Genomic DNA, 23,314 nt, shown 5'->3' with positions numbered 1-23,314 from the left:
GATTCTGTCTTAATTGACTTTGCTGCTTCACGAGCAAAAGCTTCGAGTGCTTTCTTATCCATATTGTCCATCCTTAGCCTTTAAGGCTTAAGTTTAGACAGTTACACAGAATTCAGGACACTCTCATAAACTGAGACACTTATTTAACGCAAATCACATTGAGTAATGAGGAACCTTTCAGTTGGCTGACTTTGCCGTTGGTAAAAAGCCCTTTTTGCGACCATCCCCAATAAGGTAAGTGCATTGGCCATTGGTTACTGTCCATCTGTTTTGAATCCAAAAGGCGTTGCCACTCTTCTTCCGTTACCAAGCGCATCGCCATTTTTTGGCAGGTTTTTTCTGCCACCTCATAGTTTAGGCGGCTCCATGCTAGGCCATGTTCCATATAGAACTGTTCATCACTCGAACGTAAATGAGGCACCACAAACTGCAAACCGTTTGCGGTGGTGCTCAAACGAATTTCAACCGCTGGCGGAACATTAAGAGCTGGCGCTTTGGTTGATGGTTTCGTTGATAATAGCGAACTCGCCATTTCCACTTGTGGTTTTGGTAAAGACTTTTTGGTGATTTGTTTTGCGGCAGACGTTGCTTGAGCGGAAGTTGTCTTTTTTATCGGCGAGCTAGACTGTGCGCGCCCTTTGACAACCTCACGAATGAAAGCTTCTTTGTAACCGGGGATTTGCTGGATAAGAGGCAGTTCTTTTTTTACTTGGTCGTAATCAGTATAAGGACCGATTAAGCAACGATACGTTTTCGCTTCTGGTTTTAGCCATACATCGGTAGAAATATGGGTATAAAACGCTTTGGCTTTCAGCAAAGATAATGGCTTATTTAACACGCCACACTGAATCCAAAAAGTGGATGATTGCCCTTTGGGCTTTTTCTTTCCCCATAAACCTTGCCCTATTGGGCATGCTTTATCAAGAATGGGCAATTGATCGACAGAAGCTTGAGTCGCATCACAAAGAAAATCTTCCGCCCAAGCGGGTTGAAATAAAGCCAGCGACGCCAACACCGTTAGGCTTGATGTCACACACAGGGTCGTTTTCCGCATCAGGGTCATCATATTGAGTCCATATACTTGCTTAATAGTAGTGACAACATTACCGATTCAATGTTCCCTAGTTCAATGGATTTGGGTTGGGTATAACAAAAATACTAGCAAAAAAAGAGCCGCATTTGACGGCGGCTTTTAGTTTAGGGATTTTCTTTAGCAAAAATCAATTGCCACATCACCCTTTGTAAATTTTTGGGTTAAAAACATCGCGTAGCCAGTCACCCAACAGATTGATCACCAACACTAATGTGACTAGTACAAAACCAGGGAAAGCCGTAATCCACCAAGCGCCAGAGAAGATGTAGTTAAAGCCCATGCTAATCAAAGCACCCAATGATGGCTGATCGACTGGCAAACCTAAACCTAGGAAAGAGAGTGCCGCTTCAGACATGATCGCATTGGCAATTTGTACAGTTGAGATAACCAAAATAGGCGATAAACAGTTAGGTAAAATATGGCGAAACATGATGCGTGGCGATTTAAAACCCATCACACGAGCCGCTTCCACATACTCTTTTTTCTTCTCGGCGAGCACTGACGCACGAATTGTCCGCGCGTATTGTGGCCACTCAGCCACGCCAATAATCACCACCAGCATCACAACCGCATACTGACTATAAAATTCACTCCCAAAACTGGCTTTGAAAATTGCCGAAACAATGATCGCCACCATCATGGTTGAAAACGATAGCTGTACATCAGCAAAACGCATCAAAAAGCTATCAATACGTCCGCCAAAGTAGCCAGCAGAAAGGCCAATCACGATACCAAGTAGCAACTGTAAACCGACCGCCAAAAAGCCAATCGTCAGTGATAGACGCGAACCATACAGTATGGTCGACAAAATATCGCGCCCTTGCTCATCCGTGCCGAGAACAAAGCGCTCATCGGCTCCCTCCATCCAAGAGGGAGGTAATTCTGCATCCATCAGATCAATCGATGATAGGTCGTACGGGTTGCTGGGGGCAATGAGTGGCGCAGCGACAGACAAAGTTAAGAATACCAAAAAGATGACGAAGCTGGTCATCGCCACTTTATCACGCAAGAAATAGTACAAAAAATCAGACTGTTTAAAACGCTCCCAACGAGATGGAGCAGCAGCAAATTGGCTCATGATTAAGCTCCTTTTCCAGTAAGGTTCACAGTCGGGTTAATCAGACCGTATAACAGATCGACAATGGTGTTGGTGACAACGAAAATCAGGCCAACGAATATGACGTAAGCGGTGATCAGCGGAGTATCAACTCGGTTGATCGCTTCAAGGAAAAGAAAGCCCGTACCCGGCCACTGAAAAACAGTCTCGGTTAAGATGGTGTAGGCCACCATAGTCCCAATTTGTACACCGCCGACGGTTAGCACCGGTAACATGGTATTTTTAAGGGCATGTTGGTAGTAAATTTTGTTCAATGCCAAGCCTTTAGCTTTAGCAAATTTGATGTATTCCGAGCTCAGCACTTCCAACATTTCAGAACGCACTAAACGAATAAACAGCGGCAGCATGATCGACGCCAGTGAAACACAAGGCAGCACCAAGTGTGCTAAGCCATCAGCCGTGAAAAAGCCAGATTCCCAACCCAACCAATTGGCGGTTTCCCCTCGTCCATACGACGGTAACCAACCTAACGTGATCGAAAAAACATACATCAACATAATCGCAGTTAAGAACACTGGGATAGAAATACCAATACTGCTGCCCGCCATCACCACTTTGGTAAAGAAGCTTTTGGGATGAATGGCTGTGTAAACCCCTAATGGAATGGAACAGACAATGATGATTACGGTCGCACCGAGCACAAGCTCTAACGTTGCGATTAATTTATCGAGAATAACGTCTACCGCAGGACGTTTGAAAAAGTAGGACGTGCCTAAATCACCCTGCACCGCGGCCGTAATAAAACGAGTATATTTGGCAATGAAAGGATCATTCAGTCCAAGTTCATCGCGCAGCGCTTGGCGCTCGCTTTCTGAAACAGACTGCCCAACAAGCTCACGCAATGGGTCGCCTAAGTTATCCTGAATGGCAAACGCCACCAGACTGATCACAAACATCACTATCAGTGCCTGAAACAGGCGCTTGACCAGAAACGAAAACATTCCTTGCCCCTTAAACTATCCATGATGGTTCTTTTTAAAATTGAATTAACTTTAATAGGAACGAAAAAATTCAGCCTAAAAAATGACACTCGACCCGACTGAAATAAAGCAAAGTGCAGAGATCTTAATAAGGCATCCAAGCGGATGCCTTGAGTGACTTAAGCGCCGCCCACATTACATGAGCGGCCAACTTAAGTAATTACTCGCTAACGACTAGGTCGCCGAAATAAGGGAATTCCATCGCGTTAACAATCGGTTTGATATCTAAAGTAGATTTCGCCCCCCACGCTAGGTTTTGCCAATGCAGTGGAACAAATGCTGCGTCGTTGTACAAAGTCACTTCGACTTTTTGCAGCATCTGTGCACGTTTCGCAGGATCGGTTTCTACGTTTGCCGCTTCAACCAACTTATCCACTTCTGGATTTGAGTAGTGACCACAGTTGTACTGGCCTTTACCACTCTCTTCGTTACGTGTCATGGTTAAGAACTCGGTGAAGTTTGCTGAGTCTTCAGTATCTGAGTGCCAGCCAATCATTAACAGATCCGCGGCGCACTTATCAAACTCAGGCCAATATTGCGCTTTTGGCATGGTTTTAAGATCAACCTTAATACCAATTTTCGACAACATCGCCGCTGCAGCTTGTGCAACTTTCGCATCGTTCACATAACGGTTGTTTGGCGCGATCATGGTGAGCGTCAGCCCTTTCTCATAACCAGCCTCTTTCATCAGCTCTTTCGCTTTTTTCAAATCAAAACGAGGCACAAGGTTCGCGTCATAACCAGAATAACCCGCTGGGCCTTGTTGGCCAGCTGCTGTCGCAAAACCTTTCATGATTTTGTCAACGATACCTTGGTTGTTGATGGCATGAACAATGGCTTGACGCACGCGAACATCTTTCAGTGCTTCATTGCTGTTTTGGTTCATTTGGAAAGTGATGATGCGCGTACCCGGCAAGGTCACAAGATCAATACCTTTGGCTTCTTCCACACGTTTATGATCGTTTGGCGCAACAGGTGCAATCATATCCACATCACCCGAAAGGAGCGCCGCAACACGAGTGGCATCTTCTTTAATCGGCACTAGGGTCAGTTTGTCTACGTTGCCTTTTGATGCGCTATCCCAATAATCTTTAAAGCGTTCAAATTCCACTTTTACGCCTTGTTCGCGGAAAGTCACTCTAAATGGGCCAGTACCAGAAACGTTGGTCGAAGCAAACGAGTTACCGTGCTTCACAATTTCAGATTTCTCTTTACCATCAGCCGCTTTGCCCGAATAGAACTTGCTGTCCATAGGGAAGATGTAGGTTGCGGTTTGCAGAACCAGAGGATAAGCGCCTTTGGATACGATCTCGACGGTGTAATCATCTACTTTGACCATCTTTTCATACGGTTCAAAAATAGCTTTGAAATCAGGAGAATCTTGTAAACGATCGAACGTCCAGACCACATCGTCTGCCGTCATTTCGTTACCAGAATGGAATTTTACCCCTTTGCGCAGCATAAAACGGAACGTTGTATCGTTGACACGTTCCCATTTTTCAGCAAGGCGAGGTTCAAAATCAAATGTCTGGGTGTAACGAACGAGAGGATCAAACACCATGTGAGACATTTGTAGCGTACCACCAGATAGCTGCTCATGCGGGTCAAGTGACACTGGGTCAGCATCATAAGCGACGGTAATATTGGCCGCGCTAGCTGCAAAGCTTAAGCCTGCCGCCATCAAAGCTACTGTTAGTTTGCTTTTCATGGTTTTCATTGCATAACTCCTTATGCGGGAATCCAAATCCCTAGTTGTTGTAATTGCTTCTGTTTATTCATTCCAAGCACGCTTGGTCATGATATCTCTATCTGTAACTTTTTTGGCTTACGCCGTTACTGCATCTTCTCTTAAGCCCGTAAACTCAGGCATTAAAGAAATCAAATGCTGGCTGTATTGGTGTTGAGGTGACTTAAACAACTGCTCTGTAGGGGCGACCTCCAGTAAGGTCCCCATTTGCATGACCCCGACACGATCGCACATTTGGCGGATCACAGGTAAATCATGGCTGATGAACAGCATGGTCAAATTGAGCTCATCTTGCAGATCTTTCAATAGGTTTAAGATCTGCGCTTGCACAGACACGTCGAGCGCGGACGTAGGTTCATCACAAATCAATAAGCGAGGACGCGTGGCGAGTGCGCGAGCAATCGAAATACGTTGACGTTGACCGCCGGAAAACTCGTGCGGATATTTCACTCCCGCCATCTTACCTAGGCCTACGTGCTCTAAAAGATCATGCACAATTTGCCGTGTTTCCGCTTCGCTACGGGTTAATTTATGAAAATGAATCGGCTCGGCAATGATATCGAAAATCTTCATTCTCGGATTCATTGAGGTATAAGGGTTTTGAAACACCATCTGCATCTGGCGGCGCATCGGACGGCGCTCGTTTTCCGATTTCAGCGCAGTAAGATCAATTCCTTCAAAACAGACTTTGCCTGAGTTTGGAACGTACAGACCCGCAATCACGCGTGCGATGGTTGATTTACCGGAGCCTGATTCCCCAACCAAACCAAAAGTTTCCCCTTCAAACACCTCAAAACTGACTTCATTTGAAGCTTGGACATATTCACGGCGACTTTCAAACAATGAGTCTTTGGTCGTAAAGCGTAAATTCACGTTTTCTACTGTCAGCAGTGGGCCTGTGTATTGGCGATTATCTTGGCTCTGACCTAACCAATGGTTTTTAACATCCAGTGGTTTTAACTCACTTGCCTCTTCGATATAGCTCACCAGCGGAAAGCGATCGAGTTTTTTATCTGAACGAGGAACGGCGGAAATCAAACTGCGCGTATAGGAGTGATCCGGAGCGCCCAACACTTTAGCTGTCGGTCCAAATTCAACCAAGTCACCGCGATACATCACCGCGACGCGATCCGTCACATTCGAGACCACACCCATATCATGGGTGACCAGCATACAACCAACATTGTTTTTAATGCATAGCTCGCGGATGAGGCTCAAGATTTGATCTTGAATAGAAACGTCTAATGCAGTGGTCGGTTCATCGGCAATAATAAGATCAGGTTCACCCGCCAGCGCAATGGCAATCACAACACGTTGACGCATGCCACCAGAGAATTGGTGTGGGTACTGCTTCAAACGGTTTTCAGGCTGAGGAATACCTACTTGCTTCATCAAAGAAAGTGCACGTTGATACGCTTCTTCCTCAGTCACTTTCATATTGGCGTGGATGGTTTCTGTCAGTTGATGTTCAACAGTAAATAGCGGATTAAGCGACGTCATTGGGTCTTGAAAAATAAAGCCAATTTTAGAGCCGCGAACTTGGCGCATCTGCTCAGGCGATAGGCCTGAAATCTTCTCACCATCTAAGAACACATCGCCACTGGCAATGAGACCGGGTGGGCTCAATAAATCGATAACCGCGTTACCTACGGTCGATTTTCCGGCGCCTGATTCTCCCACAACCCCAACAATTTCACCCCTCTCGATATTAAACGAAAGCGATTTCACAGCAACGTGAACACCATGACGCGATGGGTATTCAATACGCAGGTTTTTTACTTCTAAAAGTGACATCCCAGACCTCTACGACTTGAGCAGTGTTGTGCCCTGTCTGTAACTACCTTTGAACAACAAAGCGTTCAAAGGTAGTAAAAATGAATCCATTCATACCAGTACAATATTCTGGTAATTAACAAGGCCATCAATTTGGCAAATATTTCACAGAAAAGCAACATCGATAGAATAAAAAGTCGATATCAAATCAAACCAAAGCAGTAACATCGTATTTTTATGCACCACATATGCATTAATCATTGGTATGACCAATATTCTAGCACGCAGTAACATACCCCAAAACATAGACGTTAAGCCTAAGAAAACGCCAATTTACCATGCATTCTAAAAATGAATGCAGAATAAAATTTCAAATTATATTGCGGCATATCACGTAACACATTAGAAACAAAAACCAGAATAACCAACAAAATGCCAGACTAAAAACCAATGATAAAGCAGAAAAGCAGTGAATTCATCTGAACAAAAAATTTAGGGTTTAGCCTTTAAACATGATAATTCACTGACTTAATGAGATAGGAGTCAATAAGGAATCGAACATTGAATAGAGAGAATGGTCTTTCGACTGAGGCTTTTTAAGGTGGTCGGTGAAGAGCCCGGTTTTGAAAATCAGACAAACCCCACTTTGGCTCTCATTACCTTGATTAAGGCTCCAAACATCAGATATTAAAAAGCCCCAGTCTTTCGACCAAGGCTTTTTAAGATGGTCGATGAAGAGCCCGGTTTTGAAGATCAGACGAACCCCACTTTGGCTCTCATTACCTTGATTAAGGCTCCAAACATCAGATATTAAAAAGCCCCAGTCTTTCGACTGAGGCTTATTAAGGTGGTCGGTGAAGAGGGATTCGAACCCCCGACCCTCTGGTCCCAAACCAGATGCGCTACCAAGCTGCGCTATTCACCGATATATCTCTTTATTCTCGATTTTCACCAAGAACGGAAACCGAAGTTACCGAATAATGGGGTGGCTAACGAGACTTGAACTCGCGACAACCGGAATCACAATCCGGGGCTCTACCAACTGAGCTATAGCCACCATCAAACTTTGCAATAACCGCTTGCTTGCCGTTATTTTTCTTTTCATTTTTAACCAATGAGAAGAAAAGAAAAGTGGTCGGTGAAGAGGGATTCGAACCCCCGACCCTCTGGTCCCAAACCAGATGCGCTACCAAGCTGCGCTATTCACCGATACAAATTCATTTTTTGGAATAAACGAGAGAGAACTCTCTGCTCCGCTATTCCTAACATCATGATGCACTATCAAACTAGTCTATTCATCGATGTAAATCTTTTTTTCTCGACTTTCACCAAGAAAGGAAACCGAAGTTACCAAATAATGGGGTGGCTAACGAGACTTGAACTCGCGACAACCGGAATCACAATCCGGGGCTCTACCAACTGAGCTATAGCCACCACTGTTTTGCCAATTTGCTACTTATTTACATAAGCATCCGGATGGCGCGCCCGAAAGGATTCGAACCTTCGACCTTTGGCTCCGGAGGCCAACGCTCTATCCAGCTGAGCTACGGGCGCATGCCCTATCGGCGGAGTGGAATAATACGGAGTTCACACTAGGGCGTCTAGTACTTTTTCAACTTTTTTTATCGTTTGACGCCTTTTTCATCAGATAACCATTATTACCTCTATAATAAGGATGTGACTCACCCCTTGAAGATCGCAACTTGTTGTTTATTGCAACAACTTATCGGGATATAATCACCCAATATTTACATTGATTTAACAGCTTGAATGGCTTTTAAATCAGCCACACTCTAAATCTAAGTATAAATAGGTAAGCATGAACTTACCTTTGGAATATAAAGTGAGTTTAATGGATATGTCTCGACGAATCATAAGCGTGTTATTCGCTGCTTTAACCTTTTCTAGTGTTGCATTGGCAACCAGCCAAGCTGAATACGATGCCATTGCTGATCGCATTAAACCTGTAGGTGATGTTTACTTAGCGGGTAGTGAACCCGTTGCGGCAGAGCCGACAGGCCCTCGTGATGGCGCGCAAGTTTATGGTACATTCTGTATCGCTTGCCACTCTACAGGCATCAGTGGCGCACCTAAAATTGGCAATGCCGAAGAGTGGGCTCCACGTATCGCCCAAGGTAAAGATGTATTGAAAAATCATGCACTGCAAGGCTTTAATGCCATGCCAGCTAAAGGAACCTGTATGGATTGCTCTGACGACGAAATCGTTGCCGCCATTGAGCATATGATTGCAGGTCTTTAATACATTAATTCCTATAAAACAAAGGTTTGGCTTTAATTCCAAACCTTTGTTTTTATTATTTTTTAAGCACTATTTCTTAAACATGGCAGCGCGCAAATTAGCAATATGACTTTGTCCTTTCGCCATTCGCTCTTCTTGACTTACTGGCTTTTTGCTCTGTTCCCACTCAACATCGTCAAAGGGTAATTCATCCAAAAAGCGACTTTGTGTGGGTTTAAGCAGTTCCCCGTATTGACGACGTTCTTTACACATAGTGAAAGTCAGTTCTCGCTGCGCGCGAGTTATCCCGACATACATCAAACGACGTTCTTCTTCGACGTTGTCCTCATCGATACTGGTTTGATGAGGAAGAATACCCTCTTCAGTGCCAATTAAATAAACGTAAGGAAATTCAAGGCCTTTCGATGCATGCAATGTCATCAACTGAACGGCATCACTCTCATCCTCTTCTTCACTTCGCTCCATCATGTCGCGTAGGGTTAAGCGCTGTACAACTTCTTTGAGCGATTTTTCTTGTTGGTCATAGTTGTCACCTTCAAGGTCGGCAACAATCCAAGAATAGAGATCAGAGACGTTTTTCATACGCATTTCGGCCGCTTTGGGGCTGGAAGAGGTTTCATACAGCCAATCTTCATAATGAATATCTCGGACTAATGATCGCACCGCTTCAACGGTATTGCCTCGTTCAGCTTGATCTGAGATAGCCACTAACCATTGCGTAAACTGACGCAAGTTGTCGAGCCCTCTTCCAGACAAATGATGCTCTAAGCCAAGTTCAAAACTGGCCGAAAACAAGCTTTTGCCACGCATATTGGCGTAACTACCCAATTTCTCTAACGTGACTGGGCCAATTTCTCGTTTTGGCGTGTTCACAATGCGTAAAAAAGCATTGTCATCGTCAGGGTTCACCAACACTTTGAGGTAAGCCATGATGTCTTTAATTTCGGCTCTGGCAAAAAATGACGTTCCACCGGATAACTTATAAGGCACGCGGTTTTGCAGCAGCGATTTTTCAATTAAGCGTGACTGATGATTACCGCGGTACAATATCGCGTAATCACGATATTCGGTGCGATTGAGAAATTTATGCGCAATCAGTTCACCAGTGACCCGCTCCGCTTCATGATCTTCATTTTTCGCCAGCAAAACTTTGAGTTTTTCACCCTCAGGGATCTCAGAAAAAAGCGTTTTCTCATACACGTGTGGGTTGTTGGCAATCAGAATATTGGCCGCTCTCAAAATACGGCTGGTTGAACGGTAGTTCTGCTCAAGCTTAATCAGTTTAAGATTTGGGTAATCTTGCCCCAGCAACACGAGGTTTTGCGGTTTCGCCCCTCGCCAAGAATAGATGGATTGATCATCATCACCCACCACAGTTAAACGGCCACGTTCTCCAACCAACAATTTCACTAACTCGTATTGACTGGTATTGGTATCTTGATATTCATCCACCAGCAAGTAGCGAATGCGGTTTTGCCAACGCTGACGAACTTCGGCGTTGTTTTGCAATAACAGCACCGGCATTAAAATAAGATCATCAAAATCGAGCGCGTTATACGCTTTCATTTGCTTTTGATAAAGATCGAAGCAGTAAGCGAACAGCTGTTGTTGTTCACCTTGAGCAAAACCTTTCGCTTGCTCTGGCGTCAACATGTCGTTCTTCCAGTTGGAGATGGTGCTGAGCAATTGGCGCAGCAGATCTTTATCGCCCTCGAGCTGTTTCTCTGTCAACTCTTTGAGCAGCGCAAGCTGATCTTGGTCGTCAAACAGAGAGAACCCCGCTTTCAAGCCCAAAAATTTATATTCCCGACGGATAATATTGAGGCCTAAAGTATGAAATGTGGAAACGAGCAGCCCTTTTGACTCAGCTTTTCCAAGCGTTTGTGCTACCCGCGCCTTCATTTCTCGAGCGGCTTTGTTAGTAAATGTAACGGCAGCAATGTTGCGCGCTTTATAATCACACTGTTGAACCAAGTAAGCGATCTTGTTGGTAATTACGCGCGTTTTACCCGAGCCAGCCCCCGCCAATACTAGACATGGGCCCGATACATATTTGACGGCTTCGTCTTGTCTTGGATTCAGCTTCATGAGGTACTCGTATCACTTTTATTTGGGCCGTCTATGATAATGCCGCGCTTTACTGATTACTACGTCATTCACCATAAGATTTTTGTCATTTTACTACACTAGTGTATTGCATAAGGGGCTATAGTTTGGTCTATAATGAATGAACGTTCATTCACTGTGGGATGTCAGCATGTCTAACTGTATTCACGTGGATAAGTACCAGCAGATATTGGTGGCCGCTGAAAAGCTGATCGCTGAATCTGGATTTCAAGGCTTATCGATGCACAAATTAGCCAAAGAAGCCGGTGTCGCAACGGGAACAATTTACCGTTACTTTGATGACAAAGATCATCTTCTCGTGACAGTTCGCTTACACGTTTGTCAGCACATTGCTGACGCGGTGCAAGCCAATATTGATGATGAGATGCCTTTGAAAGAACGCTTTAAAATGATGTGGCTTAATATCTGGGAATTAGCACAATCAAGCAGTGCAACACTCAGCAACCGAGTTCAATATGAATCATTGCCAACAACAATCAGTTGCAATGTTAAGGAACTTGAGCGAAAAATGTTTGCCAAAGTGGATTTACTATTTGATCAAGGTAAAGAGCAGGGATTATTCAAGCCGTTGGATAACCAGATTTTGTCTGCTTTAAGCTTCGAAACAACGGTCGCCCTTGCCCGTAAAAAAGCGATGGAATGTTATCAACTGGATGACAGCGCACTCAGTGCTGTGATTGACGCCAGTTGGGATGCAATTACTCAACACTAACTTGGAGTTCTGACTAGAATGAAAAAGTGGACATTCTTTATGTTACTTATCGCCTTCCTACTGTTTGGTAGCGTGATAGGTTTTAATCTGTTTAAACAACAAAAAATTGCCGAATTCATGGCCAACCGTCCTGAACCTGAATTTCCAGTGACAGTGACTGATGTAACTCCTGTTGATTGGATCCCAGTGATTGAAGCGATTGGTTTTATTGAACCCAATCAAGGCGTGACACTGACATCTGAAACCAGCGGCGTGATCGATAAGATTTCATTTGAATCAGGAACACAAGTTGAGGAAGACCAACCTTTAGTTTTACTTGATTCCGCGGTTGAGAAAGCGAATTTAAAAAGCTCACAAGCTCGCCTACCAGCGGCAAAAGCGAAATACGAACGCTATAAAGGTCTATTTGCTAAAGGGTCGATTTCAAAAGAAGCTTATGATGAAGCCGAAGCAAACTACTACTCTTTGTCTGCAGATATTGAAAGTTTAAAAGCTTCTATTGATCGTCGTGAAATCAAAGCTCCCTTTGCTGGTGTGGTGGGTATCCGTAATGTGTATTTAGGCCAATACCTACAGCCAGGTACCGATATTGTTCGCTTGGAAGATACCAGTGTAATGCGTCTGCGCTTTACCGTTCCACAAACGGATATTTCACGTATTTCATTAGGCCAGCAAGTGGATATTTTTATCGATGCTTATCCTAATGCAGCGTTTACAGGATCCATTACTGCGATTGAGCCTGCCGTTAGCGTTCAAAGTGGTTTAATCCAAGTGCAAGCCGATATTCCAAATAGTGACGGTAAACTACGCAGCGGTATGTTTGCTCGTGCCAACATCATCCTGCCGAAATTAGAAAACCAAGTCACGCTTCCTCAAACCGCCATTACCTTCACCCTGTATGGTGATAATGTTTACGTGTTGAAAGAAGAAGATGGCGTTAAACGAGTAGAGCAGCGCGTTGTAAAAGTAGGTGAACGCAAAGGTGCTGTGGCGCATATTTTAGAGGGTGTACAAGATGGAGACATCGTGGTCACTTCAGGTCAAGTGCGCTTAAGTAACCATTCGAAAGTTCGGGTAGTCGAAAGTAATGCGACTACACCACCTGCTGAAACACCGATGCTGTAATTGGAGGAATCATGCGTTTTACTGATGTTTTTATAAAACGTCCAGTGCTCGCGGTATCGATCAGCTTTTTGATAGCTCTGCTTGGTTTTCAAGCTATTTTCAAAATGCAGGTTCGTGAATACCCTGAAATGACGAATACCGTTGTTACAGTGAGTACAGGCTATTACGGTGCAAGTGCCGACTTAATCCAAGGTTTTATCACTCAACCTTTGGAACAAGCTGTCGCACAAGCCGACAACATTGATTATATGACTTCTTCTTCGGTATTGGGTAAATCAACGATTACCGTAACGATGAAGCTCAATACCGATCCCAACGCTGCACTTTCAGATGTGTTAGCAAAAACGAACTCGGTACGCTCACAGCTTCCTAAAGAGGCCGAAGATCCGACGGTAACTATGTCTACCGGCTCAACCACCGCGGTGCTGTATATTGGTTTCACTAGTGATGAACTTAGTTCAAGCCAAATTACTGACTATCTTGAGCGTGTATTTAACCCTCAAATATTCACTGTCAACGGCGTCTCTAAGATTGACTTGTATGGTGGCATGAAATACGCCCTTCGCATTTGGCTTGATCCAGCAAAAATGGCAGGACTACAGCTCACTGCGGGCGATGTGATGAACGTGCTGAATGCCAACAACTATCAATCAGCAACAGGACAAGCCACTGGCGAATTCGTGCTGTATAACGGTAGTGCCGATACGCAAGTGTCAAATGTCGATGAGCTGAAAAACCTGGTGGTTAAAACGGGCGACGGCAATGTTATTCGCCTAGGTGATATTGCAAACGTCACGCTAGAAAAAAGCCATGATGTTTACCGCGCAAGTGCAAACGGCCGAGAAGCGGTTGTAGCAGCCATCAACGCAGCACCTAGCGCAAACCCAATCAACATTGCTCAAGATGTGCTGGATCTGTTACCGCAGTTAAAGCGTAATCTACCAAGTAACATCGAAATGAACGTGATGTATGACTCCACGGTGGCGATCAATGAATCGATCCACGAGGTCATAAAAACCATCGCTGAAGCCGCCTTGATCGTACTTGTCGTCATTACTCTATTCCTAGGCTCTTTACGGGCCGTTATCATCCCGATTGTTACCATTCCACTATCCTTAGTTGGTGTTGCTATGGTAATGCAGGGAATGGGCTTCTCATGGAACTTGATGACACTGCTAGCGATGGTATTGGCTATCGGCCTTGTGGTGGATGATGCAATCGTTGTACTAGAAAACGTTGACCGCCACATTAAGCTGGGTGAATCACCATTTCGTGCCGCGATTATTGGTACTCGTGAAATCGCCGTTCCGGTAATTGCGATGACGCTGACACTGGGCGCCGTTTATGCACCGATAGCGATGATGGGTGGCATAACAGGCTCACTCTTTAAAGAGTTTGCACTCACACTGGCTGGAGCTGTATTTGTTTCAGGTATTGTTGCACTGACACTTTCACCCATGATGTGTTCTAAAATGCTTAAAGCGCACGAAGAGCCCAACAAGTTTGAACAAAAAGTGCATGGATTGCTTGATTCAATGAGTAACCGCTACGCTGCATTACTCGAGAAAGTAATGCAGCGCCGTCCTGTCGTGATTGCCTTTGCGGTGATCGTGTTTGCCAGCCTGCCTATGCTGTTCAAATTCATTCCAAGTGAGCTTGCCCCTTCTGAAGATAAAGGCGTGGTCATGTTAATTGGTACGGGTTCTTCGAATGCGAACTTGGACTATTTACAAAACACCATGAATGACGTGAATACGATTCTGTCTGAACAGCCAGAAGTCCAGTTTGCTCAAGTCTTTACCGGTGTTCCAAGCTCCAACCAAGCGTTTGGTATTGCCTCTATGGTACCTTGGAGTGAACGCCAGGCAAGCCAAGCTGAGGTTGCCACTCGAGTCGGCACCTTAGTGCAAGATATTCCAGGCATGGCCGTGACGGCCTTCCAAATGCCTGAGCTTCCCGGCGCAGGCTCTGGATTGCCAATTCAATTTGTCATCACTACACCCAATAGCTTTGAAAGTTTGTTTGCTATTGCCACTGAAGTGCTAACAGAAGTAAAAGCAAGCCCGATGTTTGTGTACTCCGATTTAGACCTCAATTACGATTCTGCGACGATGAAAATCAATATCGACAAAGATAAAGCTGGGGTTTATGGCATCACGATGAAGGATATTGGCACGACATTAGGGACCATGATGGCGGATGGCTATGTCAACCGCATCGATCTCAATGGCCGCTCTTATGAAGTGATCCCGCAGGTTGAACGTAAATATCGCCTCAACCCTGAATCGATGAATCACTACTTTGTGCGTGCCGTTGACGGAAAAATGATCCCATTAGGGAGCCTAATTACCATTGATGTGATTGCAGAGCCGCGCTCACTGCCGCACTTTAACCAGCTAAACTCGGCAACCGTCGGAAGTGTACCGGGCCCAGGAGTTGCAATGGGTGATGCGATTACGTGGTTTGAGGATGTTGCCGCGACTAAACTGCCCGCAGGCTACAACCACGATTATATGGGTGAAGCACGTCAATACGTGACTGAGGGAAGCGCACTCTACGCGACCTTTGGTTTGGCACTCGCCATCATCTTCTTGGTACTGGCGATTCAATTTGAGTCGTTAAAAGATCCATTGGTTATCATGGTATCTGTTCCTCTCGCCATTTGCGGAGCATTAATTGCCCTGGCTTGGGGCGCAGCAACCATGAACATCTACTCGCAAGTAGGGTTGATTACACTGGTTGGTCTTATCACCAAGCACGGTATTCTTATTTGTGAAGTGGCGAAAGAAGAGCAGCTACACCATAACAAGTCTCGCATCGAAGCGGTGATGGAGGCAGCCAAAGTGCGTCTTCGCCCAATTCTAATGACGACAGCAGCGATGATTGCAGGTTTGATCCCGTTGATGTACGCAACGGGTGCAGGTGCAGCTCAGCGCTTTAGTATTGGTATTGTGATTGTGGCAGGTCTTGCGATTGGTACACTATTTACGCTATTCGTACTGCCTGTAATTTACAGCTATCTAGCCGAAAAACATAAGCCACTGCCTGTGTTTGTTGAGGATAAAGACCTCGAAAAGCTAGCCAGAGTTGACGAGGCCAAAGCAGCACAACGCCGACTCGCTGAAAATAAATAACACAATATAATTAAGACTGCTTCAAAAAAGGCCACCTCAGTGGCCTTTTTCTTACCTTGAATAACGACATTCTCAGCTCAATTGCTTAGAATGGAGACAAACTGACAGGAGTGTAAGCCGCTATGTTTGACCCTAAAAAACTTGAGCAAATTGCCAAACAAATTCACGATTCAATGCCTCAACCCGTAAAAGATTTGGGTGCCGACGTTGATCAAAAAATCCGCCAAGTGATCCAAGGCCAATTAAATAAATTGGACGTGGTAAGCCGTGAAGAATTTGATGTACAGACTCAAGTATTGATGCGTACTCGCCAAAAGCTCACTGAAATGGAGCAAAAATTGGCCGAGCTAGAAGCGAAAATCACCGCCAAATAATATTGCCCGGTTGAGATAAAAATTTCCCCAATAAAAAAGGCTTGGTCAACGGCGACCAAGCCTTTTGTTTTATATTGTGTTTGCTTTTGTATTTATTCTCCAGTCAGTCTGGAGCTTTACGTCATCATTCTCGTCATTGAAAAGGTGCGAACTCTCGGCCCCTTCTTAACCGCCGGAAGGTGAATTAGCCTTTAGCCACCGACAGCAATGCGTTTCATATCTGTCATGTAACCGCGCAACTCTTCACCGATGTACTCAACCGGATGGTTACGAAGAATTTCGTTCACTTCAATCAAGGTCGCGTTATCAACGAAATTCGAGCTTTCACCAAGGCCTTTACCAATCACATCAGTAGATACTTTTGGCATGAACTTTTCGCGCAGTAACGGTGTTGCGACATTGGCAAACAGGTAATTACCATACTCTGCTGTATCAGAAATAACCACGTTCATTTCATACAAACGCTTACGTGCTACTGTGTTGGCAATCAGTGGCAGCTCATGCAGAGATTCATAGTAAGCTGACTCTTCAACAATACCGGAAGCCGTCATAGCTTCAAATGCCAGCTCAACCCCAGCGCGAACCATGGCAATCATCAAAATACCTTTGTCGAAGTACTCTTGCTCAGTGATCTGTACATCAGACTGTGGGTAGTTTTCAAACGCAGTTTCACCGGTTTCAGCACGCCAGCCCAGCAAATCAGCATCATCGTTGGCCCAGTCAGCCATCATAGTGCTAGAGAAATGACCAGAAATAATGTCATCCATATGTTTGTTGTACAGTGGGCGCATCAAGTCTTTAAGCTCTTCAGACAGCTCAAACGCTTTGATTTTTGCTGGGTTTGATAGGCGATCCATCATGTGAGTGATGCCACCAAATTTCAGCGCTTCGGTTACCGTTTCCCAACCGTATTGCAGTAGTTTACCTGCGTAACCTGGGTCAATACCTTCTGCTACCATCTTCTCATAGCACACAATCGAACCCGCTTGTAGCATGCCACACAAGATGGTTTGCTCGCCCATAAGGTCCGATTTTACTTCGGCAACGAAAGAGGATTCCAAACAGCCAGCACGATGACCGCCCGTTCCCGCCGCCCAAGCTTTTGCGATATCCCAACCTTCACCTTGAGGGTCATTTTCTGGGTGAACAGCAAGCAAAGTCGGCACGCCGAAACCACGCTTATACTCTTCACGCACTTCGGTTCCCGGACACTTAGGCGCCACCATCACAACCGTGATGTCTTTACGGATCTGCATCCCTTCTTCAACCACGTTGAAGCCGTGAGAATACCCCAATGCTGCACCTTTTTTCATCAGCGGCATGATGGTTTCGACAACATTGCTGTGCTGTTTATCTGGCGTTAGGTTAATGACCAAGTCTGCTTGAGGGATAAGCGTTTCATAGCTACCCACTTCAAAACCGTTCTCTTTAGCATTTTTATAGGACTGACGCTGTTCGTCGATCGCTGCTTGACGCAATGCATAAGAGACATCAAGGCCAGAGTCTCGTAAATTTAGACCTTGGTTTAAACCTTGTGCACCACAACCGACAATCACTACTTTTTTACCTTTGAGGTACTCGGCTTCGCTTTCAAACTCAGAGCGATCCATAAAGCGGCAACGACCAAGTTGGTCAAGTTGTTGGCGTAGATTTAGGGTATTGAAATAGTTAGCCATGTTAGCGCTCTCCTTTAAAGATTCTTTCCATCAGGTCGGTTTCTAGAACCGAATAAACTGATACTAAAGCAGACATCAAGTTGCTTAAAGTGATATATTCACAATTAGTTATTGCAATTTATGCAACGTGATGTGATTAACTTATGAACATTAAAAACCTGCAGATGTTTATCCATCTGTGTGAGAGTAAAAACTTCAGTAAGACTGCCGCCGCGATGCACATCAGCCCATCCGCGCTCAGCCGGCAGATCCAGAAGCTGGAAGAAGAAACTAGCCAAAGCTTATTTGTGCGTGATAATCGTAGCGTTGAGCTAACGCCAGCAGGCAGTAAACTGGTTCCTGTTGCACTCAAAATCATTACAGAGTGGCAGCAATATAACGTACAAATGAAAAACCAAAACAGCGTATTACAAGGGGAAATTCGTTTGTTTTGCTCAGTCACCGCCAGCTATAGTCACCTGCCTCAGTTACTGTCCGATTTTCGAGTTCGTCATCCGTATATTGAGTTCAAACTCTTGACTGGCGATCCTGCTCAAGCGATTGATAAGATTTTGAATGATGAAGCGGATATTGCCATTTCAGCCATGCCCGAACAGCTACCAGCTCGCGTTGAATTTGAAACGATTGGTGAAATACCCTTATCGGTGATCGCGCCGCTCGGGATCAGTAGCTTTATCGAACAACTGCAAAATGACACACCCGATTGGTCAGTTGTCCCTTTTATTGTTCCTGAAGCGGGAACGGCAAGAGATAGAGCCAATGCATGGTTTAAAAAAATGAAGATCAAACCCAATATTTACGCGCAGAGCTCAGGGCATGAAGCGATTGTCAGCATGGTCGCGCTCGGTTGTGGTATCGGCATTGCGCCAGATGTGGTGATCAACAATAGCCCGGTGAGAGATAAGATCCAGCGCCTTAAATTAGCCCCCGTAAAACCATTTCAGCTCGGTGTGTGCTGCAAACGCTCACAGCTTGATAACCCATTAATCAAAGCATTGTGGGATGTTGCAGCGAATAAATACCTGACGCCATAACTCATCCCTCTTTTCAAAGAAAAAGCCACTGACGAGCAGTGGCTTTTTGATTCATGGTAAGGGCATTAAATTACCCGCGAAAATTGTTGCTGACGAGCACGCACACGCAAGTATTTATCAAAGCACATGCAGATGTTGCGGATCAACAACCGCCCGCGCAAAGTAACGCGGATCTCTTTTTCATCGACTTCCACTAACTCATCATCAATAAAAGTTTGTAGTAACTCAAGATCTTGCTTGAAGTAGTGATTAAACGTCACGTTAAACTGTGCTTCAATTTGGCTTTTATCCAATTTGAAATTGCAGATAAGCTGCTTGATCACTTCACGACGAAGTAAGTCATCACTATCCAGTGCCACCCCTTTCCAGAGTGCATGACGTAACTCATTGACTTGCTCATAGTATTTTTTCAGCTCTTTTTGGTTCTGCGCATACGCATCCCCAATCATTGAAATGGCTGAGACACCAAAGCCAACTAAGTCGCAGTTACCTTGCGTGGTATAACCTTGAAAGTTGCGATGTAAAATGCCTTCACGCTGCGCGACGGCCAACTCATCATTGGGCAGAGCAAAATGGTCCATGCCAATGAACTGATAACCAGCACCCGTTAAGGTCGCGATCGTGTCTTGTAATATGGCCAGTTTTTCTTCCGCCGTAGGTAGATCTTCATCTTTAATCTTACGCTGCGCAGCGAACAGCTGCGGCATGTGTGCGTAGTTAAATACCGACAATCGACCCGGCTTCATCTCCAACACTTGCGTTAATGTTTTAGCAAAAGAGCCTTTAGTCTGCTTAGGCAAGCCGTATATGAGATCAAGGTTGGTTGAGCGAAAACCCAGTTGTTTAGCTCGTTCCGCCATAGCAAAAATAAAGGTTTCATCTTGCTCGCGGTTCACCAGCTTTTGCACTTCTTTGTTGAAATCTTGTACGCCGATGCTCAGGCGGTTAAATCCTTCGCTGCGCAGGTGATCAAGCATCTCTAACTCAATTTCACGCGGATCAACTTCAATACTGATTTCTGCGTCATTTTCAAAGCGGAACTCACCACGCAAAATGGCCATTAAACGGCTAATTTGCAATTGAGTTAAAAAGGTTGGTGTGCCGCCACCGAAATGCAGTTGTGTGACTCTACGGCCATGCAGCAAAGAGGCTCGTTGGCGAATCTCATGTTCGAGCACATCCAAATAGTCGTCGGCTTTATGCGAATGACGGGTAATCACCTTATTACAACCACAGTAGTAACAAAGTTTGTGACAAAACGGGATATGAATATAAAGCGAAAGTGGCCTGTCAGGGTATTGGGCACACGCCATATCATAATCGGCAATAGTAAATGCTTCATGGAATTCAAGTGCTGTAGGATAAGAGGTATAACGCGGGCCTGAATAGTTATACTTATCTAAAACAGCTTGATCCCATACGATCTGTTGGCTGGGTACGACTTGCGAAGACATGCTGTGCTTTCCGTTCGAAACTTTGACGGGCTATTTTGCCACATGACAATGATGGACGTCGGGTGACAAAACGAAATTTGTGTATAAATGTTCTAAACTGCTAACGCGATCACTCACTCGAAAGAGGCAGTCGAGCCATTACATCATTTGAATCGGAATTTGACTATTCAAAGGGGCAATGCGTTTTTGTAGAACTTTTAACTCTTCAACAATCGCATCCATTAAACGGGCCTCCGCCTTTTGGCGCACTAAGTTATGCTTCATTCGCTCTTGTTTGGCGAGTTGGCTGCGCTCTTCGCCACGCGGCATATCCTTCACTATATAATACAATTCGGAAATAGAGGGATACGAACTATCAAAGTCGATTCTCTGTTCGCCTTGAACATAATCCATAATGCAGTAGACACGGATGCTGATCTCGGAGAGATCACATTGGCCTTGAATCCCAGCCATGCAAAGCGTATTTACGCTATCAAAAATATTTGCATTGCGTTTTTCAATGGCCAATGTTTGATGTTGAAGCTGCAAATCCTTTTGCTTTTTCAGTTGCAGCAGAAGGTAACCAGCGTAAGACGCTAAGCCGAGAATAATGATTCCACCAGCAATGGCTAACAAGGTTACATTCATGGCACTTTCTATCCTTTTAAATCATTTAGGTCGAAGCCTTCAAAATCTGATAATAAATCATCATCTGAACGTGACTTTTTGGCACTACCGCCAGTCACGATTGGCTCGAAAACATCTTCTTGCTCTTCAGCATACAGACCAAGTTGCTTCATCAGTGCTTCAATACGATCGAGTTTCTCATCAACGTATTTTTGTAAGCCGGCACCTAGGTTTTCGCCATTATCAATACGATCGAGCAACACGTTCAATTGCGCATCATTTTCCAGCATTTCGAGCTCTTGCTCAGCCGACAAACGACGCTCTTGCTTGGTCATTTTCTTCGCTGGCTCAACCACCAGAGGAATTTTTTTCTTGCTGCCTAAACGTGGATCGCGCGCTTTAGCGGCTTCTCGCTGCTGCTGATCTGAACCATCGGAATGGCGGCTACCCGCTTTCAGACCTTTCTGTTTTTTAACTCGCTTACGCAAACGGCCTTCAACATCTGCCTCACTGCGATTACGCGTGACAATCACGTCGCCTTCACCGGCTGAACCCGGCTTTCTCGATTTTTTACTACGGCTCATTACTGGGGTTTCCTCAGTAAAATTACATCATTACCAATAAATTCAAGTTCAAGCTCATCCCGCTTGGCCAAGTACTGGAAGGTTTCACGACTAAAAAAGATCACATGTGTGAGATCATTTTTGTAGTGCCACCCAGCAAACGCCTCCACGTCTTTGACTAGTTTGGTCATTAACCCAATCCAGCCTCCTGGCTTAACTAAATTTAACCATTGCTGCCAAACTTGGTGCGGCTTATGTAAATGCTCAATCACTTCAGTGGCAGTCATAAAATCATAGGTCGCCTGCAACACCTTTTCATCTGGATGAAAAAAGATATCGTATAACGACATTGTGTGCCCAGCCTCTTCCAACATAATGGATAAGGTTGGCCCCGGCCCACAACCAAAATCTAACCCGTTAGATGCCGGAGAAAGCCTCTCCAACATCGGCGCACAAACGCGTGACAAAAACTGGCGATAACCCCTATCCTGCGGGTTATTTTCATGCAAATCATAAAATGCTTTTTCCGCTTTTTCGTCAAGACGATGTTCAGGACTAACAAACACAAGTGCACAGTGTTGGCACTGCAGATAAGGGCGAACTTTATCGGCAAAATAAGGAACTATTTGTTCACTAAAACATAATGGGCAAATGTGCATGTAACATCCTCAAACAGGGATGCGCAACATACCAGAAAGTGGCATTAGAGTGGAGAGTCAGCGCGTATTTTTTCACCAGCTAGGCAAAAAAAGATAAAAAAAGCGATAGGTAAGCCGATCATTGAGCAAAAAATTACGTTTTCTTCAGCACAAAAGAAAACGCCCTAGCTCAGTGCTAAGGCGTTTTCAAACAACAGTGCTCGAACGGTGTAGGGTTTAGTGAAGGCCGCCAACGTATTTAGAAAGTATTTCGATGTCAGTGTCGCTGAGCTTTTTCGCGACATCACGCATCATGGCATTCATATCATTATTACGAGCGTCATCGCGGAATTTTTGCAGTTGAGCTTTGATGTAGTCAGCATGCTGACCAGAAATTTTAGGGAAACCTGAAAGCTCAGTACCATTACCACGTGGACCATGACACGCAATACAAGCGGTTAAACCACGCTCTGCATCACCTGCGCTATAAAGTGCTTTTCCTTTCACTGCAACGTCTTCAGGCGTTGAGTTCGCTGAAATAGTTTGTGATGCAAAATACGCTGCAAGATCAGCTATATCTTCGTCGCTAAGAGGCATCGCCATGGCACTCATTACGGGATCGTAACGACCTTGTTTGCCACCGCTTGTCATTCCCAGCTTGAGATCATGCAATTGCTTCTCTATGTATTTCTCATGCTGACCAGCAATTTTAGGATAAATTGTAAGTAGACTATTGCCATCAGCACTGTGACAGGCAACACACGTTTGGGATTTTGCTTTACCAGCTTCAATGCTGCCTTGGGCCCACACTGAGCAGCTGGCTAAAAGACTCAAGATTAGCGCTAATTTCTTCATGACATTCCATTTATAATTATCAAGCTTCCAGTACCACTTTGCAGTT

18 protein-coding genes and 5 tRNA genes are annotated in these 23,314 nt (G+C 44.8%); 6 read left to right on the top strand and 17 right to left on the bottom strand.

Going from position 1 to position 23,314, the window contains the following annotated elements:
• Window positions 1–139 precede the first annotated feature (139 nt).
• The 10 genes from AACV32_RS05075 to AACV32_RS05030 all read right to left on the bottom strand — a co-directional run bounded on the left by AACV32_RS05075 (window position 140) and on the right by AACV32_RS05030 (window position 8,264).
• On the bottom strand, window positions 140–1,066 hold the full coding sequence (locus tag AACV32_RS05075; protein ID WP_047688453.1) for an SPOR domain-containing protein: 927 nt from the start codon (window positions 1,064–1,066) through the stop codon (window positions 140–142).
• A gap of 166 nt (window positions 1,067–1,232) precedes the next feature.
• Window positions 1,233–2,171, bottom strand: coding sequence for an ABC transporter permease (locus tag AACV32_RS05070; protein WP_017046673.1), 939 nt, complete (start codon window positions 2,169–2,171; stop codon window positions 1,233–1,235).
• A gap of 2 nt (window positions 2,172–2,173) precedes the next feature.
• Window positions 2,174–3,151, bottom strand: a complete 978-nt coding sequence (locus AACV32_RS05065) for an ABC transporter permease (RefSeq protein WP_013855660.1) — start codon at window positions 3,149–3,151, stop codon at window positions 2,174–2,176.
• Between the two features lie 199 nt (window positions 3,152–3,350).
• Window positions 3,351–4,907, bottom strand: a complete 1,557-nt coding sequence (locus AACV32_RS05060; protein WP_026029171.1) for an ABC transporter substrate-binding protein — start codon at window positions 4,905–4,907, stop codon at window positions 3,351–3,353.
• Between the two features lie 108 nt (window positions 4,908–5,015).
• A complete protein-coding gene (locus AACV32_RS05055; protein WP_170895705.1) occupies window positions 5,016–6,731 on the bottom strand; it encodes a dipeptide ABC transporter ATP-binding protein in 1,716 nt (571 codons plus the stop codon).
• Between the two features lie 827 nt (window positions 6,732–7,558).
• Window positions 7,559–7,635: transfer RNA gene (locus tag AACV32_RS05050), tRNA-Pro, on the bottom strand.
• 56 nt (window positions 7,636–7,691) lie between these two features.
• A tRNA-His gene (locus AACV32_RS05045) sits at window positions 7,692–7,767 on the bottom strand.
• Window positions 7,768–7,842: 75 nt separating this feature from the next.
• Window positions 7,843–7,919 (bottom strand) — tRNA-Pro (locus AACV32_RS05040).
• 149 nt (window positions 7,920–8,068) lie between these two features.
• Window positions 8,069–8,144 (bottom strand) — tRNA-His (locus tag AACV32_RS05035).
• Between the two features lie 43 nt (window positions 8,145–8,187).
• Window positions 8,188–8,264 (bottom strand) — tRNA-Arg (locus AACV32_RS05030).
• 298 nt (window positions 8,265–8,562) lie between these two features.
• Between AACV32_RS05030 and AACV32_RS05025 the strand changes: the two genes are divergently transcribed.
• Complete coding sequence (locus tag AACV32_RS05025) at window positions 8,563–8,970, top strand: c-type cytochrome (protein ID WP_088718017.1); 408 nt, start codon at window positions 8,563–8,565, stop codon at window positions 8,968–8,970.
• A gap of 69 nt (window positions 8,971–9,039) precedes the next feature.
• Here AACV32_RS05025 and rep read toward each other — a convergent pair whose 3' ends face one another.
• Window positions 9,040–11,058, bottom strand: a complete 2,019-nt coding sequence (gene rep / locus AACV32_RS05020) for a DNA helicase Rep (RefSeq protein WP_017048508.1) — start codon at window positions 11,056–11,058, stop codon at window positions 9,040–9,042.
• A 139-nt stretch (window positions 11,059–11,197) separates the two neighbouring features.
• On the opposite strand from rep, the gene AACV32_RS05015 reads away from it, so the two are divergent.
• From AACV32_RS05015 to ubiK, 4 genes are all read left to right on the top strand, one after another.
• Window positions 11,198–11,809 (top strand): TetR/AcrR family transcriptional regulator, encoded by a 612-nt coding sequence (locus tag AACV32_RS05015; RefSeq protein ID WP_013855653.1) that lies wholly within the window; start codon window positions 11,198–11,200, stop codon window positions 11,807–11,809.
• A gap of 18 nt (window positions 11,810–11,827) precedes the next feature.
• On the top strand, window positions 11,828–12,934 hold the full coding sequence (locus AACV32_RS05010) for an efflux RND transporter periplasmic adaptor subunit (protein WP_017042454.1): 1,107 nt from the start codon (window positions 11,828–11,830) through the stop codon (window positions 12,932–12,934).
• A gap of 11 nt (window positions 12,935–12,945) precedes the next feature.
• Entirely contained in the window at window positions 12,946–16,068 is a 3,123-nt protein-coding gene (locus AACV32_RS05005) for a multidrug efflux RND transporter permease subunit (RefSeq protein ID WP_170895704.1), read from the top strand.
• 122 nt (window positions 16,069–16,190) lie between these two features.
• On the top strand, window positions 16,191–16,442 hold the full coding sequence (gene ubiK, locus AACV32_RS05000) for a ubiquinone biosynthesis accessory factor UbiK (protein ID WP_010319855.1): 252 nt from the start codon (window positions 16,191–16,193) through the stop codon (window positions 16,440–16,442).
• A gap of 191 nt (window positions 16,443–16,633) precedes the next feature.
• Here the strand turns inward: ubiK and ilvC are convergent, their stop codons facing one another.
• Entirely contained in the window at window positions 16,634–18,118 is a 1,485-nt protein-coding gene (gene ilvC / locus AACV32_RS04995; protein ID WP_013855650.1) for a ketol-acid reductoisomerase, read from the bottom strand.
• A gap of 143 nt (window positions 18,119–18,261) precedes the next feature.
• On the opposite strand from ilvC, the gene ilvY reads away from it, so the two are divergent.
• A complete protein-coding gene (gene ilvY, locus AACV32_RS04990; protein ID WP_013855649.1) occupies window positions 18,262–19,152 on the top strand; it encodes an HTH-type transcriptional activator IlvY in 891 nt (296 codons plus the stop codon).
• A gap of 65 nt (window positions 19,153–19,217) precedes the next feature.
• Here the strand turns inward: ilvY and hemN are convergent, their stop codons facing one another.
• The 5 genes from hemN to AACV32_RS04965 form a co-directional block, all read right to left on the bottom strand.
• Window positions 19,218–20,606, bottom strand: coding sequence for an oxygen-independent coproporphyrinogen III oxidase (gene hemN / locus AACV32_RS04985; RefSeq protein WP_013855648.1), 1,389 nt, complete (start codon window positions 20,604–20,606; stop codon window positions 19,218–19,220).
• Window positions 20,607–20,744: 138 nt separating this feature from the next.
• Window positions 20,745–21,233 carry a DUF2489 domain-containing protein gene (locus AACV32_RS04980; protein ID WP_170889616.1) on the bottom strand — a complete coding sequence of 163 codons (489 nt, stop codon included), beginning with the start codon at window positions 21,231–21,233 and terminating at the stop codon, window positions 20,745–20,747.
• 8 nt (window positions 21,234–21,241) lie between these two features.
• Window positions 21,242–21,796, bottom strand: a complete 555-nt coding sequence (yihI, locus tag AACV32_RS04975) for a Der GTPase-activating protein YihI (protein ID WP_013855646.1) — start codon at window positions 21,794–21,796, stop codon at window positions 21,242–21,244.
• Complete coding sequence (locus AACV32_RS04970) at window positions 21,796–22,434, bottom strand: class I SAM-dependent methyltransferase (protein WP_013855645.1); 639 nt, start codon at window positions 22,432–22,434, stop codon at window positions 21,796–21,798. The genes yihI and AACV32_RS04970 overlap by 1 nt, the downstream gene beginning before the upstream one ends.
• A gap of 216 nt (window positions 22,435–22,650) precedes the next feature.
• A complete protein-coding gene (locus tag AACV32_RS04965; RefSeq protein ID WP_013855644.1) occupies window positions 22,651–23,268 on the bottom strand; it encodes a c-type cytochrome in 618 nt (205 codons plus the stop codon).
• Window positions 23,269–23,314 lie beyond the last annotated feature (46 nt).

Origin of the sequence: Vibrio sp. B7, from assembly GCF_963888765.1 — a bacterium.
Taxonomy (GTDB): Bacteria; Pseudomonadota; Gammaproteobacteria; order Enterobacterales; family Vibrionaceae; genus Vibrio; species Vibrio anguillarum.
Note: the sequence above shows the minus strand (reverse complement) of the source record. Positions and strands in the feature narration are given on the sequence as shown.

Bases quoted from the DNA above. Each gene is read 5' to 3' on its own strand.
- AACV32_RS05075 (WP_047688453.1), bottom strand. From the start codon at position 1,066: ATGATGACCCTGATGCGGAAAACGACCCTGTGTGTGACATCAAGCCTA.
- AACV32_RS05010 (WP_017042454.1), top strand. From the start codon at position 11,828: ATGAAAAAGTGGACATTCTTTATGTTACTTATCGCCTTCCTACTGTTT.
- AACV32_RS05015 (WP_013855653.1), top strand. From the start codon at position 11,198: ATGAACGTTCATTCACTGTGGGATGTCAGCATGTCTAACTGTATTCAC.
- ilvC (WP_013855650.1), bottom strand. From the start codon at position 18,118: ATGGCTAACTATTTCAATACCCTAAATCTACGCCAACAACTTGACCAA.
- ilvY (WP_013855649.1), top strand. From the start codon at position 18,262: ATGAACATTAAAAACCTGCAGATGTTTATCCATCTGTGTGAGAGTAAA.
- ubiK (WP_010319855.1), top strand. From the start codon at position 16,191: ATGTTTGACCCTAAAAAACTTGAGCAAATTGCCAAACAAATTCACGAT.
- AACV32_RS05055 (WP_170895705.1), bottom strand. From the start codon at position 6,731: ATGTCACTTTTAGAAGTAAAAAACCTGCGTATTGAATACCCATCGCGT.
- AACV32_RS05005 (WP_170895704.1), top strand. From the start codon at position 12,946: ATGCGTTTTACTGATGTTTTTATAAAACGTCCAGTGCTCGCGGTATCG.
- AACV32_RS05070 (WP_017046673.1), bottom strand. From the start codon at position 2,171: ATGAGCCAATTTGCTGCTGCTCCATCTCGTTGGGAGCGTTTTAAACAG.
- AACV32_RS04970 (WP_013855645.1), bottom strand. From the start codon at position 22,434: ATGCACATTTGCCCATTATGTTTTAGTGAACAAATAGTTCCTTATTTT.
- hemN (WP_013855648.1), bottom strand. From the start codon at position 20,606: ATGTCTTCGCAAGTCGTACCCAGCCAACAGATCGTATGGGATCAAGCT.
- AACV32_RS05060 (WP_026029171.1), bottom strand. From the start codon at position 4,907: ATGAAAACCATGAAAAGCAAACTAACAGTAGCTTTGATGGCGGCAGGC.
- AACV32_RS04965 (WP_013855644.1), bottom strand. From the start codon at position 23,268: ATGAAGAAATTAGCGCTAATCTTGAGTCTTTTAGCCAGCTGCTCAGTG.
- rep (WP_017048508.1), bottom strand. From the start codon at position 11,058: ATGAAGCTGAATCCAAGACAAGACGAAGCCGTCAAATATGTATCGGGC.
- AACV32_RS05065 (WP_013855660.1), bottom strand. From the start codon at position 3,151: ATGTTTTCGTTTCTGGTCAAGCGCCTGTTTCAGGCACTGATAGTGATG.
- AACV32_RS05025 (WP_088718017.1), top strand. From the start codon at position 8,563: ATGGATATGTCTCGACGAATCATAAGCGTGTTATTCGCTGCTTTAACC.
- yihI (WP_013855646.1), bottom strand. From the start codon at position 21,796: ATGAGCCGTAGTAAAAAATCGAGAAAGCCGGGTTCAGCCGGTGAAGGC.
- AACV32_RS04980 (WP_170889616.1), bottom strand. From the start codon at position 21,233: ATGAATGTAACCTTGTTAGCCATTGCTGGTGGAATCATTATTCTCGGC.